15 protein-coding genes are annotated in these 19,433 nt (G+C 50.0%); 9 read left to right on the forward strand and 6 right to left on the reverse strand.

Annotated features, from left to right (window positions below; all coding sequences use genetic code 11):
• Positions 1–24: 24 nt before the first annotated feature.
• From AC3Y23_RS04690 to cysI, 6 genes are all read left to right on the forward strand, one after another.
• Positions 25–387, forward strand: a complete 363-nt coding sequence (locus AC3Y23_RS04690; RefSeq protein ID WP_379196180.1) for a response regulator — start codon at positions 25–27, stop codon at positions 385–387.
• A complete protein-coding gene (locus AC3Y23_RS04695; RefSeq protein ID WP_379196182.1) occupies positions 384–3,662 on the forward strand; it encodes an ATP-binding protein in 3,279 nt (1,092 codons plus the stop codon). The genes AC3Y23_RS04690 and AC3Y23_RS04695 overlap by 4 nt, the downstream gene beginning before the upstream one ends.
• 243 nt (positions 3,663–3,905) lie before the next feature.
• Complete coding sequence (gene lspA / locus AC3Y23_RS04700; protein ID WP_379196185.1) at positions 3,906–4,355, forward strand: signal peptidase II; 450 nt, start codon at positions 3,906–3,908, stop codon at positions 4,353–4,355.
• Positions 4,356–4,518: 163 nt separating this feature from the next.
• Positions 4,519–5,415, forward strand: a complete 897-nt coding sequence (locus AC3Y23_RS04705; protein ID WP_379196187.1) for an SDR family oxidoreductase — start codon at positions 4,519–4,521, stop codon at positions 5,413–5,415.
• Between the two features lie 356 nt (positions 5,416–5,771).
• Complete coding sequence (locus AC3Y23_RS04710) at positions 5,772–7,619, forward strand: assimilatory sulfite reductase (NADPH) flavoprotein subunit (protein ID WP_379197094.1); 1,848 nt, start codon at positions 5,772–5,774, stop codon at positions 7,617–7,619.
• A gap of 53 nt (positions 7,620–7,672) precedes the next feature.
• Positions 7,673–9,400 carry an assimilatory sulfite reductase (NADPH) hemoprotein subunit gene (gene cysI / locus AC3Y23_RS04715; RefSeq protein WP_379196189.1) on the forward strand — a complete coding sequence of 576 codons (1,728 nt, stop codon included), beginning with the start codon at positions 7,673–7,675 and terminating at the stop codon, positions 9,398–9,400.
• A gap of 94 nt (positions 9,401–9,494) precedes the next feature.
• Here the strand turns inward: cysI and AC3Y23_RS04720 are convergent, their stop codons facing one another.
• Together AC3Y23_RS04720 and AC3Y23_RS04725 are read right to left on the reverse strand one after the other, a co-directional pair.
• Complete coding sequence (locus tag AC3Y23_RS04720) at positions 9,495–10,604, reverse strand: glycosyltransferase (protein ID WP_379196191.1); 1,110 nt, start codon at positions 10,602–10,604, stop codon at positions 9,495–9,497.
• A gap of 197 nt (positions 10,605–10,801) precedes the next feature.
• Positions 10,802–13,012: an exosporium glycoprotein BclB-related protein gene (locus AC3Y23_RS04725; RefSeq protein WP_483874835.1), complete on the reverse strand. Its 2,211-nt coding sequence runs from the start codon at positions 13,010–13,012 to the stop codon at positions 10,802–10,804.
• A gap of 232 nt (positions 13,013–13,244) precedes the next feature.
• Between AC3Y23_RS04725 and map the strand changes: the two genes are divergently transcribed.
• Positions 13,245–13,991, forward strand: a complete 747-nt coding sequence (map, locus tag AC3Y23_RS04730) for a type I methionyl aminopeptidase (protein WP_379196193.1) — start codon at positions 13,245–13,247, stop codon at positions 13,989–13,991.
• Between the two features lie 69 nt (positions 13,992–14,060).
• Here the strand turns inward: map and AC3Y23_RS04735 are convergent, their stop codons facing one another.
• The 4 genes from AC3Y23_RS04735 to AC3Y23_RS04750 form a co-directional block, all read right to left on the reverse strand.
• Entirely contained in the window at positions 14,061–14,465 is a 405-nt protein-coding gene (locus AC3Y23_RS04735) for a CBS domain-containing protein (protein ID WP_379196195.1), read from the reverse strand.
• A gap of 179 nt (positions 14,466–14,644) precedes the next feature.
• Positions 14,645–15,826, reverse strand: coding sequence for an oxalate decarboxylase family bicupin (locus AC3Y23_RS04740; protein WP_379196197.1), 1,182 nt, complete (start codon positions 15,824–15,826; stop codon positions 14,645–14,647).
• Positions 15,827–15,963: 137 nt separating this feature from the next.
• Positions 15,964–16,155, reverse strand: coding sequence for a hypothetical protein (locus AC3Y23_RS04745; RefSeq protein WP_379196199.1), 192 nt, complete (start codon positions 16,153–16,155; stop codon positions 15,964–15,966).
• Between the two features lie 151 nt (positions 16,156–16,306).
• The gene (locus AC3Y23_RS04750) at positions 16,307–17,050 is read right to left on the reverse strand and encodes a hypothetical protein (protein WP_379196201.1); all 744 of its coding nucleotides are present in this window, start codon (positions 17,048–17,050) and stop codon (positions 16,307–16,309) included.
• Between the two features lie 162 nt (positions 17,051–17,212).
• On the opposite strand from AC3Y23_RS04750, the gene AC3Y23_RS04755 reads away from it, so the two are divergent.
• Together AC3Y23_RS04755 and AC3Y23_RS04760 are read left to right on the forward strand one after the other, a co-directional pair.
• Positions 17,213–17,929 (forward strand): response regulator transcription factor, encoded by a 717-nt coding sequence (locus AC3Y23_RS04755; RefSeq protein ID WP_379196203.1) that lies wholly within the window; start codon positions 17,213–17,215, stop codon positions 17,927–17,929.
• A gap of 1 nt (position 17,930) precedes the next feature.
• A complete protein-coding gene (locus tag AC3Y23_RS04760) occupies positions 17,931–19,394 on the forward strand; it encodes a sensor histidine kinase (RefSeq protein ID WP_379196205.1) in 1,464 nt (487 codons plus the stop codon).
• Positions 19,395–19,433 lie beyond the last annotated feature (39 nt).

The following is a 19,433-nucleotide window of genomic DNA, read 5'->3' on the forward strand; positions in this document are numbered from 1 at the left end:
GAAGCTAAACAAGTGGAGGTTAGGATGCAAAAAGTATTGGTGGTAGACGACGAAGAAGTATTGCGCATGTTGATTACGGACACGTTAGAGGATCTGGAGGACGTGGAGATCCATACAGCAGAGAACGGTGAGGATGCGCTAGTAAAGCTGGAAGAAGATACGTATGATCTGGTCATTCTGGATTATATGATGCCGAAGATGACAGGGATCGAGGTGCTCGGACAGCTGGATAATGAGAAGAAACAGAGTACCCCGGTTCTGATGCTGACCGCGAAGGCACAGGAAGTGGACCGCAACCGGGCGATTGAGGCAGGTGTGCGCTACTTCATGCCCAAGCCGTTCAGCCCATTAGAGCTGTTGCAAGTCGTGGAGGGGATCCTGAAGTGACCCAAAAGAACCGCTTCGGAAGCACCAGCCTGAAGAACCGATATTTTCGCATCATTGCGACTGTGTTCGCGCTGATCATCTTGTGTGGCATGGCCTTTTTCCTGTATATCAACAAAGAACAGGAGAAGCTGAACTCCAACAGGGAGACACTGCACAAGAAGACGCAGACGATCAATCAACTCGCGGATAATCTTAATGAGATCTTTCTGCGGGCCAGAGGATATATCGCGCTGAACAATGAAAATGAATTGCTGCTGCTGAATCAGGCACTCCGTGATTTTGACGGTGTGTTGAAAGACTATTCTCAGCTTACATTGTCAAAAGAAGAAGCGAAGTATCGGGATGATCTAAAGGCTTTTTACACCGAGTACAAATACAAACTCCTGCCAGGAGCGCTTAAACTGGCAGAAGAAGGCAATTATAAAGCGCTTAGAGCGAACTCGGGAGAGAGCACTACGGCTAAAGTCAATGAATTTCTTGATTACACGAAGGGATATCAACATCGTGCGGACATTGCATTGAATGAGATGGCCAAGAACTCCATTCACAAGGCTAATGAGTTTACGGTGGTTGCTTTTCTGTTCAGTACGGCGATTCTCTTATTCTTCACTCTGCTGGTTTGGCGAATTCTCAGGAATCTGATTGTACCCATCTTGAAGCTGGAAGAGGCGACTCATTCGCTGGCAGCCGGGGAACAAATTCTGCTCGGTACTATGCACCAGAAGGATGAGATTGGGCGTCTGTACAATGCATTCCTGGATATGGCGCACAGCATTCAGGATAAAGAAGAAGAATTGATGATGCAGAATGAAGAGCTGCACGCCCAGCAGGACGAGCTTCATGATCAGCAGAATAGGCTGCAGCGCTCGCTTAATGAAATTGAAAGTATGATGAAGGCATTGGATCAATCGGCAGCTGTGGGTATTCTCTCTGCAAAAGGTGTCTTTACGTATGCCAATGACAATCTGAGCAGTTATACGGGCTACCGAAACTCCGAGATTATTGGTTTTACGTACAAGCTCTTCGAGATGCCAGATATGTTGGCGCAAGACATGCAGCAAATGTATCGTAAACTGAAAAGTGGTGGTGTCTGGACCCACGAAGTCGGGCTGCAAACGAAGTCCGGTGCCACGACCTGGCTGAACCTGACTATCGTTCCTTATCTCAATAGTGAAGGCATTATCTATCAGTATATCCTGATTGCCAGCGACATCACTTCACTGAAGAGTATTCAGCAGCAGCTCGCGCTGACGCTCAAGGCAACGGAACAGACGAAGACCATGCTGGAGCTCAACAATCAGCTCAATCATGATATTTCCTATACGCTTAACAAAAATGAATTTACCGAAAAGTTCTTACAATTTATGAACCGGCTTTATTCCTTTGATTCAAGCTTCTTTTTGCTTGCCAAAGATACAATCTATGCGGCCAAAGGTATTCCTGAGGACCGAATCGAGCGTTATGTGCAAAGCCACTGCAGCGAGATGCTGCACCGTTTGCAAACAGAAAGCGCCTATGTCATTAAACGCCCGGCTACCGAAGCAGAACAGGGAATCGCGCCGAATCAGTTGTATTGTTATGATTTCTATACGAAAGTAGTCAATGCCGAGGATGAGATACTAGCCATCTTCTGCGGCAGCCGGATCGGTCTATCCTTTAGTGATGAAGAGCTGAATGAGGTCCAGGGTCTGATGAACCGGGTGTCACTGGCTATTGAGCGGTTGTTCATGTATGAAGAAATCGAGCATGCCCGGAAACTGAATCAGGACATCGTCAACAATGTGAATGAAGGGATTCAGTTCGTAGATGCCGAAGGTACAGTGCTCCATGTTAATAAAGCGTTATGTCAAATGACTGATTACAGCAGATGGACTGAAGGCGGTCATTCATCAAAAGAAGAGTGGATGTCCCATTTCATGCAGGCTGCCAACGAATCGAACGACCTCCGCGATTTCTTCCAGAATGCACTGGATGAAGAGACGACGGAATCGGCCAGTATGCGGTATTCGATCGGAACCGAGTCAGTGAAGCATATTGATGTATATGCTATACCGGTGTTCCGGCGGGATGCACGAATTGGCACCTTGTTTGTACATCGTGATATTACAAGGGAATATGAGCTGGACCTGATGAAATCGGAACTGGTCAGCACGGTCAGTCATGAGCTGAGAACACCGTTATCAAGCGTACTGGGATTCACCGAGCTATTGCTGGCCAGAACGATGAAGCCGGAGAAGCAGCTGAAATATCTGGAGACGATTCACAAGGAAGCGAAGCGATTAACTGAACTGATCAATGATTTCCTGGATCTTCAGCGTATGGAATCTGGCAAGCAGCACTATGCTACAGAATCTGCGAACCTGAGTGAGATTGTGCTGGGTGTACTGGACCAATACAAGCTAGGTTCACATAATGTGCTACTGGTAGACGAAGCATTTAATTCCGAAGTGGAAGTAGACAGAGACAAAATCATTCAGGTGCTCACGAACCTGCTGAGTAACGCCATCAAGTTCTCGCCAGACAGCAATGAGGTGAATGTTCACTTGCATAATGAGGAAGACCGAATCGTGGTCAGAATTCAGGATCATGGTCTAGGGATTCCGAAGGATCAGATCGGACACTTATTCCAGAAATTCAGAAGAGTAGACAATAGCGCTTCGAAGCGTATTGGCGGAACAGGGCTAGGCCTCGCTATCTGTAAGGAGATCATCGACAAGCAGAAGGGTGAGATCGGCATCGAATCTGTCGAGGGCAAAGGAACTACGGTCTGGTTCAGTCTCCCGAATCTCTACTCCGAGCGAAAGCAATACGAAGAAGACGGGGGCAGATGGAATCCGGACAAGGAAGCTAAGCCCAATGTCATGATCGTGGAGGATGATTACAGCCTCTCGCTGCTGTTGTCGGAGGAACTGAAGGGTAAGGGCTTCCGGGTCACCCATCACTACCATCCGCAAAAAGCGTTTGATCAGGCGCTGAAGACGCCGTTCGTAGCTATCGTAATTGATCTGATGCTTGGTGACGAACTGGATGGCTGGGATCTTATCCGTATGCTCAAGGAAGATCAGCGAACCGAGACGATCCCGCTGGTGATATCCTCGGCCCTGGATAAATCGGATAAAAACGCACTTAATAACGTTATCCAAAAATATCTTACCAAGCCGTATCCGCCTGGCGAGTTGTCGCAGACACTCGAAGAGATTGTGAAGATTAGACAGGCCAGCGGTGAAGTATTGTTTCCGGACAATACTCCGGAGAAGGAAGAAGACAAGTCCTGATGGGGCTTGTCTTTTTTTGGTGAGAAACGGATGAAGCCAAAGTTTGATGATTACAAAAGATTGTTGATTAGTAAAGGAATCTTCGCCCTAAATGGCGAGCCCTAATGATGAGTAACGGCGTTGCAATTGTGCTAAAGTAATGGACAGGCTTGTTTTTTAGGCGGGTTACGATTAGGTTTATAGATAGCACATCAGGGCAAGACCTGGTTTTTAAATTAAGGGTTAAAAGGAGGCTGGCAACCGGTGATTTTTTATTTGATATCTGCACTCGTAATTCTTGTTGATCAAGTGTCAAAATGGCTGGTGCGCACCCATATGGAGGTTGGGGAGACGATCCCGTTCTGGACCCATTTCCTGAAATTCACCTTCTATGAAAATAGTGGTGCAGCGTTCAGCTCCTTTCAGGGCTATGGTCGATACTTTGTCATCGTTGCGGCAGGCTTTGTCGCCGCTATCTTTTATTATCGTCGTAAAGGCGAGATTCGTGGTCATCTGCTGAATGCAGCTGCTGGATTTCTGGTCGGCGGGGCGATCGGTAATGCTATAGACCGTGTGCTGTTCAACAAGGTAACAGACTTTCTGGTTTTCGGCCGCAGTAACGGCATTCTTAATATTGCGGATGTAGCGATCAATGCGGGGGTTGTACTGGTTCTTTGTTATATGATTGTAGGTCAGTTGAAGCGGATTATGTGAATCAAAACGTATTTTAATATCATTAATCAGAGAAGTCTCCTGAGCCGATTTGGAATAAATCAGCGGGGGGCTTCTCTTTTTTGAATAGAGTTGACAATGTACAAACCTGTAACTATAATGATTACAAGTTAGTGATTAAACCACCACTCGGGAGGAATAGAGTATGAGTCAAACAAATGAAGCGGTATTGGTTACAGGTGCAAACGGACAGCTGGGGCAATTGGCCATCGAATGGCTACTTGAGCATCATCAGGGCCCAATTATTGTTACAAGTCGTGATCCGCAGAAGCTGTCCGGTCTTGCGGAACGTGGAGTAATTGTTCGTCAGGCGGACTTTGACCAGCCAGCGAGTCTACCCGAAGCTTTTGCCGGAGCTAAACGACTATTGCTGATCAGCACCGATGCACTTGATGTTCCCGGCCAGCGTGTGCAGCAGCATCTCAATGCTATCGAAGCAGCAGTTCAAGCGGGTGTGGAGCATCTGGTATATACCTCGCTACCTAACCCAGAATCGGGTACAGCTTGTCTTCTGGCAGGAGATCACTACGCTACGGAAGAGAAGATCAAGAGTAGCGGCTTGTCCTACACTATTCTCCGTAATCACCTCTATACCCATAGTTTGATTCCTGCGCTGCAGCAAGCGGCAGCATCCGGGCAATATGCAGCTGCTACCGGTAACGGCGCGACCGCCTATGTTACACGTGAAGACTGCGCTCATGCTGCGGCAGCTGCACTGGTATCCTCCTTCTCGGGACATCGGACGCTGGATGTATCGGGTCCAGAAGCATTGACAGGCGAAGAAATTGCTGCAATCGCCAGTGAGTTCACCGGTCAAGACATTACATTCGTTCCACTGACTACGGAGCAGCTGGTAGGCATCTATGAAGCTGCCGGACTGCCTAATGGAGCGGCACAAGTATTTGCTTCGTTCCAGACGGCTTCTTCCAAAGGCGAATATGACCAAGTCACAACGACTGTTAAAGATTTGACAGGGCAAGCACCCATTAGCTTGAAGGCGGTACTGGCAGCGAACAAAAGTACTTTTACCAGCGCTGAATAATGAACTTGTCCTAATATATAGATGAAACTAATTTAGTTTGCACGAACAAGGGTAGGCCTCAGCCTATCCTTTTTTTATTTTGGAGGTATTAACTGTTAGTTTCGTTTATCAATTTATCTAATACAACTTATTACTTATTGTAATGAAGTAGGGGAAAACGGGGTGATTTACTATGATTTCGATCGTTTTTTGGCGATTAATAGGCAATATTGCATGATTATACAAAAAATAGCGGAATTACAGTTCATTGCCCGTTTCCATTTAATGTGTTAGCCTGAATCCATGATGTGAGGATATAGGGTTGTATCAGCCCTGTATACGGAGCAAGATTTCTTGTTTAGGAGAGGTGGATATTGTTGCAATTACAAGTCACTAACAGTCCGTTTACCCCGGAGCAGGCAGAGCTACTCAATCGTCTGCTGCCAACCTTGACGCCTTCGCAGCAAGTATGGCTCAGCGGCTACCTGTCTGCTCTCCAGGCAGCAGTGCCGGCAACTGAGGTTTTGTCATCTCCGCCTGTTCTGGTCGAAGAGAGTGTTGCCCCGATCAGTCAGCAGTCCATTTCCCGAGAGGTGACAGTATTGTTCGGCTCACAGACAGGCAACTGCCAGCGGCTGGCCGGCAGCCTGTCCCGCAAGCTGGAGGAGCAGGGATTCCAGGTCACACTGTCTTCTATGAACAGCTTCAAGCCGAATGGATTAAAGAAAGTGGAGAATTTGCTGGTTCTGGTCAGCACGCATGGCGAAGGAGAGCCACCGGATAATGCCCGGGCACTTCATGAATTCCTCTATAGCAAGAGAGCACCGGGACTTGAGCATTTACGCTTCTCAGTTCTGGCGTTGGGAGACACTTCCTATGAATTTTTCTGCCAGACGGGTAAGGACTTCGACCAGCGTCTGGAGGAGCTAGGAGGACAGCGCCTGTACCCGCGTACAGATTGCGATTTGGATTATGATGAGCCGGTAGCGGAATGGATTGAAGGTGTACTGCAATCTTTTCAAGAACGTCTTCATCCCACCGCTATTGCTACGGAAGCCGTAAAGGCAGCGGACCAGGCGCCAGGGCAAGATCCATCGCAATATTCACGTAGCAATCCTTTTCAGGCTGAAATTCTTGAGAATATTAATCTGAACGGACGCGGCTCAGATCGTGAGACACGGCATCTGGAGCTGTCACTTGCCGGTTCCAATCTGCAGTTCGAGCCGGGTGACTCCCTTGGAGTCTATCCTGAGAATCATCCGCAGCTGGTTGACGAGATTATCGCAGCCTTCGGTTGGAAAGCGGAAGAGACGGTTCCTTTCAATAAAAAGGGTGACGAAGGCGCTTTGCTAGATGCGCTCAAATATCATTATGAGATAACAGTGCTGACCAAGCCGCTGCTGGAGCAGGCGGTACAGTTTTCCAGAGGCACCGGGCTTCAGGAACTTCTGTCGCCTGAACGCAAGCAGGAGCTAAAAGAATATATCCATGGGCGTGATCTGCTGGATCTGGTTCAAGACTTCGGGCCTTGGGAGGCACCAGCCCGCAGCTTTGTACCAATCCTGCGCAAGCTGCCAGCCCGTCTGTACTCCATTGCAAGCAGCTATAATGCGAATCCGGACGAGGTCCACTTCACCGTTCGTGCTGTACGTTATCAGACCCATGGCCGGGAGCGGTATGGTGTATGCTCCGTACATTGCGCAGAGCGGGTGCAGCCGGGCGATACTTTGCCGATTTACATCCAAAACAATCCCAACTTCAAGCTCCCGGCTAGTGGGGACGCTCCGATTATCATGATTGGACCGGGTACGGGCGTAGCGCCGTTCCGTTCCTTCCTGGAGGAGCGAGAGGAGCTTGGTGCTGAAGGGAAATCGTGGCTGTTCTACGGAGACCGTCACTTTGTGACGGACTTCCTGTACCAGACCGATTGGCAGCGGATGCTGAAGGACGGTGTACTGACGAAGCTGGACGTGGCATTTTCCCGTGATACAGAAGAGAAGGTATATGTTCAGCACCGATTGCTGGAGAAAAGCCACGAGCTGTATCAATGGCTGCAAGAGGGTGCACATGTCTATGTTTGCGGTGACGAGAAGCATATGGCCCATGACGTCCATACTGCACTGATCACGGTTATTCAGCAGGAAGGCGGGCTTAGCCCCGAGGATGCTGCCGCTTATCTAGAGCAGATGCAGCAGGAGCAGCGCTATCAGCGTGATGTATATTGATATACAGGGTCCAAAGAGGACACCGGGATGATCTGCGAGAGGAGATGGCAGCATTGGCGAATAAATTATCGGTAACGCCTATTGGCGGTCCGCCAAGCGATGTTGAACATATAAAGAGTGAGAGCAATTATTTACGGGGCGCCTTGGTGGAGACCCTGCAGAATCCGATAACCGGGGGCTTGCCGGAGGATGACAACCGTCTGCTGAAATTCCACGGCAGCTACATGCAGGATGACCGTGATCTGCGCAATGAACGGGAGCGGCAAAAGCTGGAGCCGGCCTATCAGTTCATGTTGCGGGTCGTAGCTCCCGGCGGGGTGGCGACACCGGCCCAATGGTTGGAATTGGACAGACTAGCCCAGTTATACGGCAATGGCACACTACGGATAACGACGAGACAGGCTTTTCAAATGCATGGAGTTCTGAAATGGAATTTGAAAAAGACGATCAAGAGCATCAACGATTCACTGATGACAACGCTGGCGGCATGTGGTGACGTGAACCGTAATGTCATGAGTAACCCTAATCCCTATCAGTCGGATGTACACGGTGAGGTCTATGAATGGGCAAGACGAATCAGCGATCATCTGTCTCCGCGCACACCGGCGTATCATGAGATCTGGCTGGACGGGGAAAAGGTTGTGGACAGCCTCGCAGACCAACCGGAGGTAGAACCGATCTACGGTCCGGTTTACTTGCCGCGTAAATTCAAGATTGGCCTGGCCGTACCGCCTTCTAACGATGTAGATGTATTCTCGCAGGACCTGGGATTCATCGCTATTATTGAAGATAATAAGCTGGTTGGTTTCAATGTCACTGTGGGCGGCGGGATGGGAATGACCCATGGCGATACTAGCACTTATCCGCAGCTTGGCCGGGTTATCGGCTTCTGCAAGCCGGAGCAGATGATTGATGTCGCTGAGAAGACGGTGACGATTCAGCGTGACTATGGTAACCGCTCCGTACGTAAGAACGCCCGTTTCAAATACACCATCGACCGTCACGGCATCGAATGGTTCACAGAAGAGCTGCATGATCGGCTGGGTTGGCAGCTGGAGGGGGCACGCGATTTTAACTTTGAGCATAACGGCGATCGTTACGGTTGGATAAAAGGTAATAATGGCCGCTGGAACCTGACACTCTACGTGCAGAGCGGACGGATTCATGATCAGGAAGGCTATGAGCTGATGACTGGCCTCCGGGAAATTGCCAAGATCCATACCGGAGATTTCCGGCTGACCCCGAATCAGAATTTGACTATTGCCAACATCACTACAGCGAAGAAACGCAAGATTATGGAGTTGGTTCAGCAATACGGGCTGACCGATGGTGCCCATCATTCGGCACTGCGGAGAAGCTCTCTGTCTTGTGTGGCCCTCCCGACTTGTGGTCTGGCGATGGCGGAAGCCGAGCGTTATCTGCCGCTGCTGCTCGATAAGCTGGAGCTGGTGATTGACGAGGCAGGTCTGCGTGACAAGGAAATTGTTATTCGGATGACTGGTTGCCCGAATGGCTGTGCCCGTCCGGCACTGGGTGAAATTTCGTTCATCGGCAAATCACCGGGCAAATACAATATGTACCTGGGCGCAGGCTTCACTGGCGATCGGCTGAACAAGATTTACCGGGAAAATATCGGCGAGGATGAGATTCTTTCGCTTCTTACGCCGATGCTTCACCGTTATGCCAAAGAACGTCATACGGGCGAGCACTTTGGCGACTTTGTCATCCGCGCCGGATATGTCAAGGCGGTAACGTCAGGGCTTAATTTTCATAGCGTATAGAAAGATAGAATAGACAGTGGAATTAACAAAGCTCCGGGCAATGTGCCGGAGCTTTGTTTTTTAACGACCGCTTATATTTTGATGAGAGCAGAATTCAGACGACCAGTTGGGCTAACGCTTCTTGGGCCAGCGTGTAGTTCGGATAGAGCTTTAACGCTTCTTCATAAGCTTCAGCAGCGAGTTTAGGCTCTTCCAATTGTTCCAGACATTTGCCTTTGTAATACCAGGCGTGAAAGCTGCCAGAACCTTTTAAAATCAAGTGACTGATATTGTCTTCTCCCATGAGAATGCATTGCTCGAATAGTTCTATAGCCGATGAGTATTCTTTACTTTTGAACAAGGCGACTCCTTTATAGAAATGCAAATTGATATAGTCTGGGTACAGCTTAATGGCTTTATCAATGCCTGTTGGAACGTTCTCCAGACTATCCACAATAATCAGGCAAGAGTATTTCAGATTGTATAGCAAGGAAGGCGGTAATTTACCGCTATTCAAAAAACGGGCGATGGACAAATTCACAAAATTATAGGCTTGCTCATATTGACCAGTCCGATAATATTCACTGGCTAGATGGTATTCCGTCCAGGGATTGCTGTTCTCGCTATTCCATTCCTGAAGCAGAAGCGTTAGATTCCGCTCATTTTTTTGTTTGGCTGTGACATAGGGCTGAAGGTAGCCATAGTGGTAGATGAACAGGTCTTCGATTTGCTCGATGCTGCGGGGGGCTTTTTCCCCAATCAATATCTCTTCGACATTTAGCGTTTCATGAATAGGGTATATAAAACGCAGTCCGATTTTGTTGCGAAATAACCGGGTATGTGCAATATGAAATGTCTCATTGGGGTCAGGAGTTTCACCTATATAATTTACTAAGTGAACATTAAACAACGGCACGTCTGCCACCGTCAACCGTTCCTTCCAATTTCCAGCGGCAGATACATCCAGTACCTCGTCTGCATCCATCCATAGAATCCAATCGCCGGTCGCTTGCTCCAGACTATAATTACGGGCTTCTGCAAAATGATTATTCCATTCATAACTGTAAACCTGTGCTCCAGCACTCTGACAGAGCTGTATCGTCTGATCTGTCGAACCTGTATCGACGACAATCATTTCATCCACGAACGGCCTCACGCTTGCCAGACAGCGTTCGATGCTCTTTTCTTCATTTTTAACAATCATGCAAAGCGATACGGTAGTCATTTTAGCATCTCCTTTGAGGGTTTTACAGAGTAAAGAGTATTATTGTAATTTCTATACTGTAGATGCTTAAATATGAGTTTTTTTTGAAAATTACTATGTAAAAAAAACAAAACAGAGCTGGCTCACGGATCTATTGAGATCTTTGAACCAGCTCTATTGTTAAAGGATCATTGGAAGATCCTAATATTATAAATGTATCAGCTGATGGTGACACCTGCCCTAGCATATCCACCAATGGTGTTCAACAGGCTTAGACCGGAAGCAGTTGAGGAGAAGACCATGAGCAGGCTATCCTGGGCTGCAACAGCTATAGATAAACCGGATGATAACCCGTTACTAATCTGACCAGTAGGGACAATTCCTGTGAGTGCAGGGGCTAAAGTTACACTAGCTCCAGGAATCGGTATAAAGGAATTATTGGGGGTAGCTGACCTATATAATTGAGCTGTAATTGTAATCGATGAGCCGACAAGTGAAAGTCCGGACGTTGTGCTAAAGAAGGCGGCTATGCTCGTAATTGTGCCGGGCCGGGAGCATTGAAACGCAAAGTTAAGCAGAGTGCCTGAAGAACCGGTCAAATCGATGCTCCCACCTGCAGCGCTGACACCTGTTACAGAGCTACCAAAGCCTACAAGGCTTGTTGAGCCGATTAACCCGCCAGCAATAGTTGTCATAGAGATTGGTGTACCCGATGCGTACGGAATGATCGCCCCGGGACCCGTGGCGCCGGTGGAACCCGTGGCGCCGGTAGAGCCTGTGGCGCCGGTAGAGCCTGTGGCGCCGGTGGAACCCGTGGCGCCGGTGGAACCCGTGGCGCCAGTAGAGCCTGTGGCGCCGGTGGAACCCGTGGCGCCAGTAGAGCCTGTGGCGCCAGTCGAGCCCGTGGCGCCGGTGGAACCTGTGGCGCCGGTGGAACCTGTGGCGCCAGTGGAACCCGTGGCGCCAGTGGAACCTGTGGCGCCGGTGGAACCTGTGGCGCCAGTGGAGCCTGTGGCGCCAGTGGAGCCCGTGGCGCCGGTGGAACCCGTGGCGCCAGTGGAACCTGTGGCGCCGGTGGAACCTGTGGCGCCGGTGGAACCCGTGGCGCCAGTGGAACCCGTGGCGCCGGTAGAGCCCGTAGTACCCGTGGCGCCCGTAGCCCCTGTCGCTCCAGTAGCCCCTGTCACACCAGTGGCACCGGTAGCGCCTGTCTCTCCCGTAGCGCCCGTGGCGCCAGTAGAGCCCGTGGCGCCAGTAGAGCCCGTGGCGCCAGTAGAGCCCGTGGCGCCAGTAGAGCCCGTGGCGCCAGTAGAGCCCGTGGCGCCAGTAGAGCCTGTGGCGCCGGTAGCACCAGTGACGCCAGTAGCGCCCGTCGCCCCCGTAGCGCCAGTTGCGCCTGTCGCACCAGTGGCGCCTGTGGAACCCGTAGCGCCCGTAGCGCCCGTAGAGCCAGTAGAGCCAGTAGAGCCCGTGGCGCCGGTGGAACCCGTGGCACCAGTAGAGCCCGTGGCGCCGGTAGAGCCTGTGGCGCCGGTGGAACCCGTGGCGCCAGTAGAGCCTGTGGCGCCAGTGGAACCCGTGGCGCCAGTCAAGCCTGTGGCGCCAGTGGAACCCGTGGCGCCGGTAGAGCCTGTGGCGCCGGTGGAACCCGTGGCGCCAGTGGAACCTGTGGCGCCGGTAGAGCCTGTGGCGCCAGTGGAGCCCGTGGCGCCAGTGGAACCCGTGGCGCCAGTCAAGCCTGTGGCGCCGGTAGAGCCCGTGGCGCCAGTGGAACCCGTGGCGCCAGTAGAGCCTGTGGCGCCGGTGGAACCCGTGGCGCCAGTAGCGCCGGTGGAACCCGTGGCGCCAGTAGCGCCGGTGGAACCCGTGACGCCAGTGGAACCCGTGGCGCCAGTGAAGCCCGTAGCGCCAGTAGCTCCCGTAGCGCCGGTAGCCCCCGTCGCACCAGTGGCGCCGGTAGCCCCCGTCGCACCAGTGGCGCCAGTAGCGCCTGTCTCTCCCGTAGCGCCCGCAGCGCCATTAGCACCAGTGGCACCTGTCGCACCAGTAGCCCCAATAGCCCCCGTAACCCCAGTAGGCCCAATCGGTCCACCAGCTGGGCCCGTAGGGCCGGTCGGTCCAGTTGGACCAACTAAAGAAGGGGCCGCCAAGATGCACTTCATTTTAAACACGAGGAGAATCTCTTTCTTAATGATTTCCTGCATAGTATTTTGAACACTGTCATTAATAGCAATCAGTTCGCTTATAGAGGGCGGATTAGTCAGCCCTGGTAGTGTTCCAAGGGCATATTGAATTTTTTCCGCTTCGGCATTAATGAGATGGCCTAATCCTAATTCTTCAATCGCTATCGATGATAGTAATAGGTTAAGCGCTTCATCTCTGGTAATGAGGACGGTAGGCGTAAGGTTGGGAATATCTTCTAGAGGCAAGAGAAACATCCCTTTACTTTTGGATTTTAATATCTTATGTGTTAATCCAAAGAAAGTTCCTCGAATCCTCGTAACATCCCGTTATTTCCGCTTTTAAATAGAAGCTGTTTTACATGTAATCATAAAAAATTTGGATTTCTTCCGTTTTTCTTTCATAATATAAGGGGAGTACTAACCATACCAAGAGCCATTATGATCAGTAATGAGTTCTGTACAAAAAAGAGGCGAATATATGATTATCATCAAAACGATGGAAGAGATCGAGAAGATGCGGGCTGCCGGCAAGATTCTTGCCGAATGCCATCGGCAGATTGCGCAAATTATTAAGCCCGGTATTACTACCTGGGAGATTGATGAGTTTGCAGAAAAGTTTATCCTGTCCCAAGGAGCAACGCCTGAACAAAAAGGCTACCATGGTTATCCTTATGCGACCTGTGCATCGGTCAACGATGTGATTTGCCACGGTTTTCCTAAGAAAGAGCCTTTGAAGGAAGGCGATATTGTGACAATCGATATGGTGGTGAACCTGAACGGCTGGCTAGCTGATTCGGCTTGGTCTTACGCAGTGGGAACCATCAGCGATGAAGCGCAAAAGTTACTGGATACCACGAAGGAATCGCTGTTCCGCGGCATTGAGCAGGCGGTGGCAGGCAATCGGATCGGGGACGTAGCACATGCGATCCAGACTTTTGCTGAAACCAGCGGCTATTCGGTGGTGCGCGACTTTATTGGTCATGGAATCGGTTCGGAGATGCACGAAGCCCCAGAGGTGCCGCATTACGGTCCCGCAGGGAAGGGGCCTCGCCTCAAAGAAGGTATGGTATTTACCATTGAACCTATGTTGAATACCGGAAGCTACCGTACGAAGGTGGATGCAGATGGTTGGACAGCCCGCACTATTGACGGCGGTTTGTCTGCACAATACGAGCATACCCTGGCGATCACGCCACAAGGAACGATTATTCTGACAGAACTGTAATTCCTTAACCATACAATACCCCCGGCCTACCTCACTTTAGTGTGAAGAGGGACCGGGGGTATTTGTGTTTTAATCTGTGATATTGCTTGTATAATATTCGATGATATCTTTTCGACGGATGATCCCGATGAAGACTTCGTCCTCGTCGATTACAGGAACAAAGTTCTGATCGGCAGCCAGAGTTAACATATCTTCCATTTGTGCTCTTACAAATACACTCTCGTTGTGCACATGCCTTTGGATATCGCTAATTTGCACCTCACGCATGGTTTCAAACGTTAGTCCTGGCGTTCGCTTCAGCTTCCACAACAGGTCACCCTCCGATAGAGTTCCTACATATTTCCCATCGGCATCAATTATAGGGATCGCTGTGTAATGATGCTGTTCCAATTTCTCCAGCGCTTCCAGCATGGACATTGAGGAGGTGATATAGGCAACCTGATCTTTAGGTAACAAAAAAGAGGATATTTCCATCGGTATGAACTCTCCTTTACTGTGGATTGATTGGCAGTGTCTCTTTAATTAAAACACATTTATGTATGTAAGCGCATTGATAAAATGATTAGAAATGGATATATCTCAATATTGCTGAACATAAAAACCCTTGGAAACGCCTAGTTCATTAGGATTTTCCAAGGGTTTTCGGCTGCAAATCACGGGTTTGGCCAATGCTGAGGGTATTTTACAACCGGATGTTTGACCTTTTGCAATTTGGCTATCAGATCTGGACCCACATTCAGATTGCTTTCGACAAGTTGGGGAGGTGTGAGCGCCATCCATTGATTCAGCGATACATCCTCGAACCTGTCGCTCTTGAACATCTCCAGAAACCACAGACTCTCTGCACCGGTATTCTGAATATAATGTCCAAAGGCAAAAGGTACATATCCCACGTCCCCGGCTCTGTAATCGAACGTTCGTGCTGCGCCGTTGCCTGCGAATACGGTCATCCGGCCTTGCCCAGAGAGGTAATACTGCCACTCATCATTATTGGGGTGCCAGTGCAGTTCCCGCATACCGCCCGGTTCAATCTCCACCAGTGCTGCGGCGACGGTTTTGGAGATGGGGAAATTAGAGGAATCCACGATTCGTACACTTCCCCCAGAGGTTTTGAGTGGAGGTTGTGCGAGTAACTGGTGCTTGAAAGACAAAGGGATGGGGCCATACGGTGATTCAACAGCCTGGCTGTTGAGGGGGCCTGGAACGGTATCCTGATAAATGTATACCTGTTCGTTAGGGATGGACTGAAAGTCGCTTTCCGGTACCCCAAAATTGGCCGATAATACCTCTTTGGGCGTATGCGCGAACCAGTCCGAGATTGAGAGTGTATTGAGGTCGGAGAAGCGGCCGTCGTCGAATACAAGCAGGAACTCACAGCCCGCGTCAAGACCTTGGATCGAGTGAGGAATACCAGGTGGAAAATACCACAGATCCCCTGGCCCGACATCGGCTATGAAATTTCTGCCGTTCTGGTCCACTACGGTAATTCGTGCCTGGCCCAGCAGCATATAAGCCCACTCCGCCTGCTGATGCCAGTGCAGTTCCCGGACGCCGCCCGGGGTCAGACTCATGTTCACCCCAGCGAGCGTGGTGGCGATCGGAAGCTCCCGCACGGTTACTTCACGTGACCAGCCGCCGTGGTTCAACTGTATGTGGGTATCGGAGAATGAAAACCGCAGGTTCGGAACCAGTCCATTATCGGTAACCGGGGGGACGAACATATCTGGATTCTCTAAATCCCGTAGAATATCGCGCGGACCATTGTCTACATTCCCCGCACCATCACTACGGATGGGTTGGGGAATATGTGCAGCTTTGGAGGGATGCTGATTCATGAATTCCTCTTCCTCTCTTTATGAAATGCCGAATGAATGACATACATGAGATTGTTATGAGGTTTTACGGGCTTTTATACGATTTTAGCGAAACAAAAACAAGCTCGGGCGGTGAAGGGTTGGGGGTGAAGCGATATTCAAAATCCGGACTGAGCTCTGAATCTGCCTTTTACAAGCTCGGCTTTTAAGTTTGATTTTGCGACGGCTACAACTGCGTTAACAGGTCGCTGGCTAGTGGCTTCGCTATCTATACTGAGAAGGAAGCAAAGCGCGGCTGCAGCCAGCAGCAGGAGGGAGAGCAAAATCTTTTTAATGAGGTGGAAATCCATAAAGTGGTAGCTCCTTCTGTGTATCGTGTTGGGACCAGCAGAAAGCAGACCCCTAGGAAGGGGCCTGTTGGTTCATGCACAATCGGTCATTCTATATAGTGGGGATGTCCGGGAATAGTAATGTTTTTATGCGTGGAATGTATAGTGAAATTTATTCTTGAGGTTGGGCTTTCTCCAACCCAGTGACTTTAACCTCTGCCTTATATTGCTTCAGGAGCTCGGCAAGAGCGTTCTTGATTTTGGCAGCGTCCTTAGTAGCCACAGCGTCGTTCAGATTAATCTGAGCGTTAAAAAATGCATTGTTTTCAATAGCGACTACCGGGAATGCAGCGTCGAGTTTTACAGCTTTTTCTGCCGGAACGCCTTCCAGATTACCGATAACTTTCATCTCACCGAGGTCTGTAGCCTGAGCAGGAATTGTAACGCCGGTCCATGTCCGCTTTTCCGCTTCTGAAGTTTTAGGGCTTGCCGCAGCCGTTTGGTTGCTCTTCGTAGTCTCAGACTTGGCCGGCAGCTCAATTTTTACGCCGTCCAAATTTTTAAGCGTGCCTCTCACGGCTTCGCCTTCTTTCAGAGCGGGAAGCGCAGGAATCTCAGAACCGGTCTGAGAGGAAGAGGCATCTACTAGAATAGCCATAGGCAGCACTTCTTTGTATTTTTCCAGCACAGCTTCCCATTCGCTTACTGTTTCGGGTGCGTATTTTTTGGCCAGCTCTAACGGGTTAGCCATTGTAAATGCCGCAGTAGTTGCTTTCAAAGGTTGGACGTTGCTAGTTACGTTTCTGGTGTCTTTAAGAGTTGCAGCACTGTCGGCGTTGGCGATAACCGGTACCGAGATGGCGGAGATCAGCAGGGCGGACAGGGCGACATTTTTGAATTTCAGGCTGTAGTTCATTGTTTAACACTCCTTGTGGTTTGGTTTGTCTTACAGTGTCCAATTTACAGGAGGAGTGTGGCACAATATTGGTTGAATTGTGGAAAAACAATGGCAACGCCCTTACGCTCTATCTACCTTTGGTATACTTACTAAAGAGAAAACGTACAGGAGGATCACTTCATGAACAACAACTATCTCATCGCAGTAGTCGACGATGACGAGAATATACGGACCTTAATAGAAGCATATCTACATAAGGAAAACTACCGAACGATCGGGCTCGCGAATGCTGAGGATGCCTGGACATTATATAGAATGAGTCCACCAAGTATGTGGGTAATGGACATTATGCTTCCTGGCATGGATGGCTATGAATTATGCAGACGCATCCGTAATGAGGGCGAGGTTCCAATTATCATGATTTCGGCCAAGGATAATGAAGTGGATAAAATCCTTGGTCTTGAACTGGGCAGCGACGATTATCTTGTCAAGCCTTTCAGCCCTCGCGAACTGGTCGCCCGAATCAAACGGCAGCTGGAGCGCTGGGTCCGAATATCGAACACAGAAGAACGGACAGCTCCTAGTGAAGCAGTTTCTTCACGGATCGAGATCGGCGAGCTTAGGCTGCTGCTGGAGGAGAGACGGGTGATCTGGCATGGCGAGGAAGTGGATCTTACCAGTAAGGAGTTTGCTATGCTTAAAGTCTTGGCTGAACATCCGAACCGGGCATTCACAAGGGACGAGCTGTTGACGTTCGTCTGGGGAGACGATTACTTCGGCAGCGACCGTGCAGTCGATCATCTAATTAAACGGATGCGCAAAAAAATAGAGGAATTACCGGTTGAGTCCGTATGGGGACATGGATACCGTATGCGTACAGACAGGAGTGAGATTTGAGATGAAGCTCGTTCACCAGATTAATCTTGCCTTCGGTTTATCGTTGGCCTTGATTCTTTCGATCACGGCGGTGTTGATTCATTATGTGCTGCTGGATCATTTCATCGGGGCACAGAAAGATGATCTCAAGACATTAAGCACGGCGATGTCGGCGACTTTATCCCAAGCGGGAGAGAATCTTACCCCAGCAATGATTCAGGATATGGGTACCCTGCAAAATGTGGCTGGAGTAGATGTGGACCCGAGCAAGACGATTAGTGGTACAGTCCTTGATGTCGTAAGCGCGATTCCGGTTAATTACGCTGGCGTGGAAGCCATCGTCACTGATCCTAGCGGGAAAGTGCTGTCTGGCCCAATGCCACTAAATGCAACTTCCTTGCGATCAACAGATGACTCATTCTCAGCGGTCATGCCTGCACAGCTGCAGGAGTTCAAACCTGTTACGTCCAGTCTTCAGGAACTATGGAATGGGAAAGATGGACGTTATGTGATGGATGTAAGCGCGATTCCACAGGGGACCCTAACGCTTCTGACACCAATGAGCAAGATCAAAGCAATCGAGCAGGCGCTCTTGGGACGACTTATTCTGGTAATCTTCATTGTAGGTGCGGTTTTGTTCCTGCTCAGTTTGTTCATTACGAAAAAGCTAATCCAGCCGCTAATGAATTTGAAGCAGGAATTGAAGAAGGTCAAGGAGCGGCATTTTACCGATGTACAGCTGGTCAGAGCCGGAGGTGAGATAGGTGCTGTGGCGCAGACCGTATATGAAATGGCCGGAGAGCTGAATCGGTTCAACCAGGTACAGAAGCAGTTTTTCCAGAATGCATCCCATGAGCTGAAAACGCCTCTGATGTCCATCGCGGGGTATGCGGAGGGTATCCGGGATGGTGTGTTTGAAGGTGAGAGTGTCCGCACAGGCCTGGATGTAATTCTGGAGGAGAGCGGCAGATTGGGGAAAATCGTAACGGAAATGACGCTGCTAGCCAAATTAGACAGCGAAGAGGATATCTTCAAGCCTTCCGAGGTGAGCCTGAATGAGCTATTGTCAGAGATGGCCGAGCGTGTCAACCCGCTGCTGGTGAAGAAAGAGCTGATGCTCAACATTGACTGTCCGGATAACAAAGCGCTGGTCATCATGGCCGACCGTGATAAGCTGCTGCAAGCTTTGCTCAATATCGTAACGAATGCTGCTAGATATGCGAAGGCGTACATTCATATCACAGGACGTGTTGAAAAAGGAAAAGTGGAGTTGACCGTCACTGATGATGGCCCTGGCTTCCCGCAGGAACTGCTCCCAACACTGTTCCACCGGTTCGTTAAGGGTAAAGATGGCGAGTCGGGTCTTGGCCTTGCCATTGCCCGCGCGATTGTGGAGCGCTGTGGCGGCCTGATACAGGCTAGTAACCGCCAGGAGGGCGGCGCGGTGATCACATTTGGCTTTCCGGCGGCTGGTAGTGCCACGTGAAGAGAGAATACAACTAACGTGGACATAGATAAAGGTCCG

It is taken from the genome of Paenibacillus sp. MAHUQ-45 (assembly GCF_058133325.1).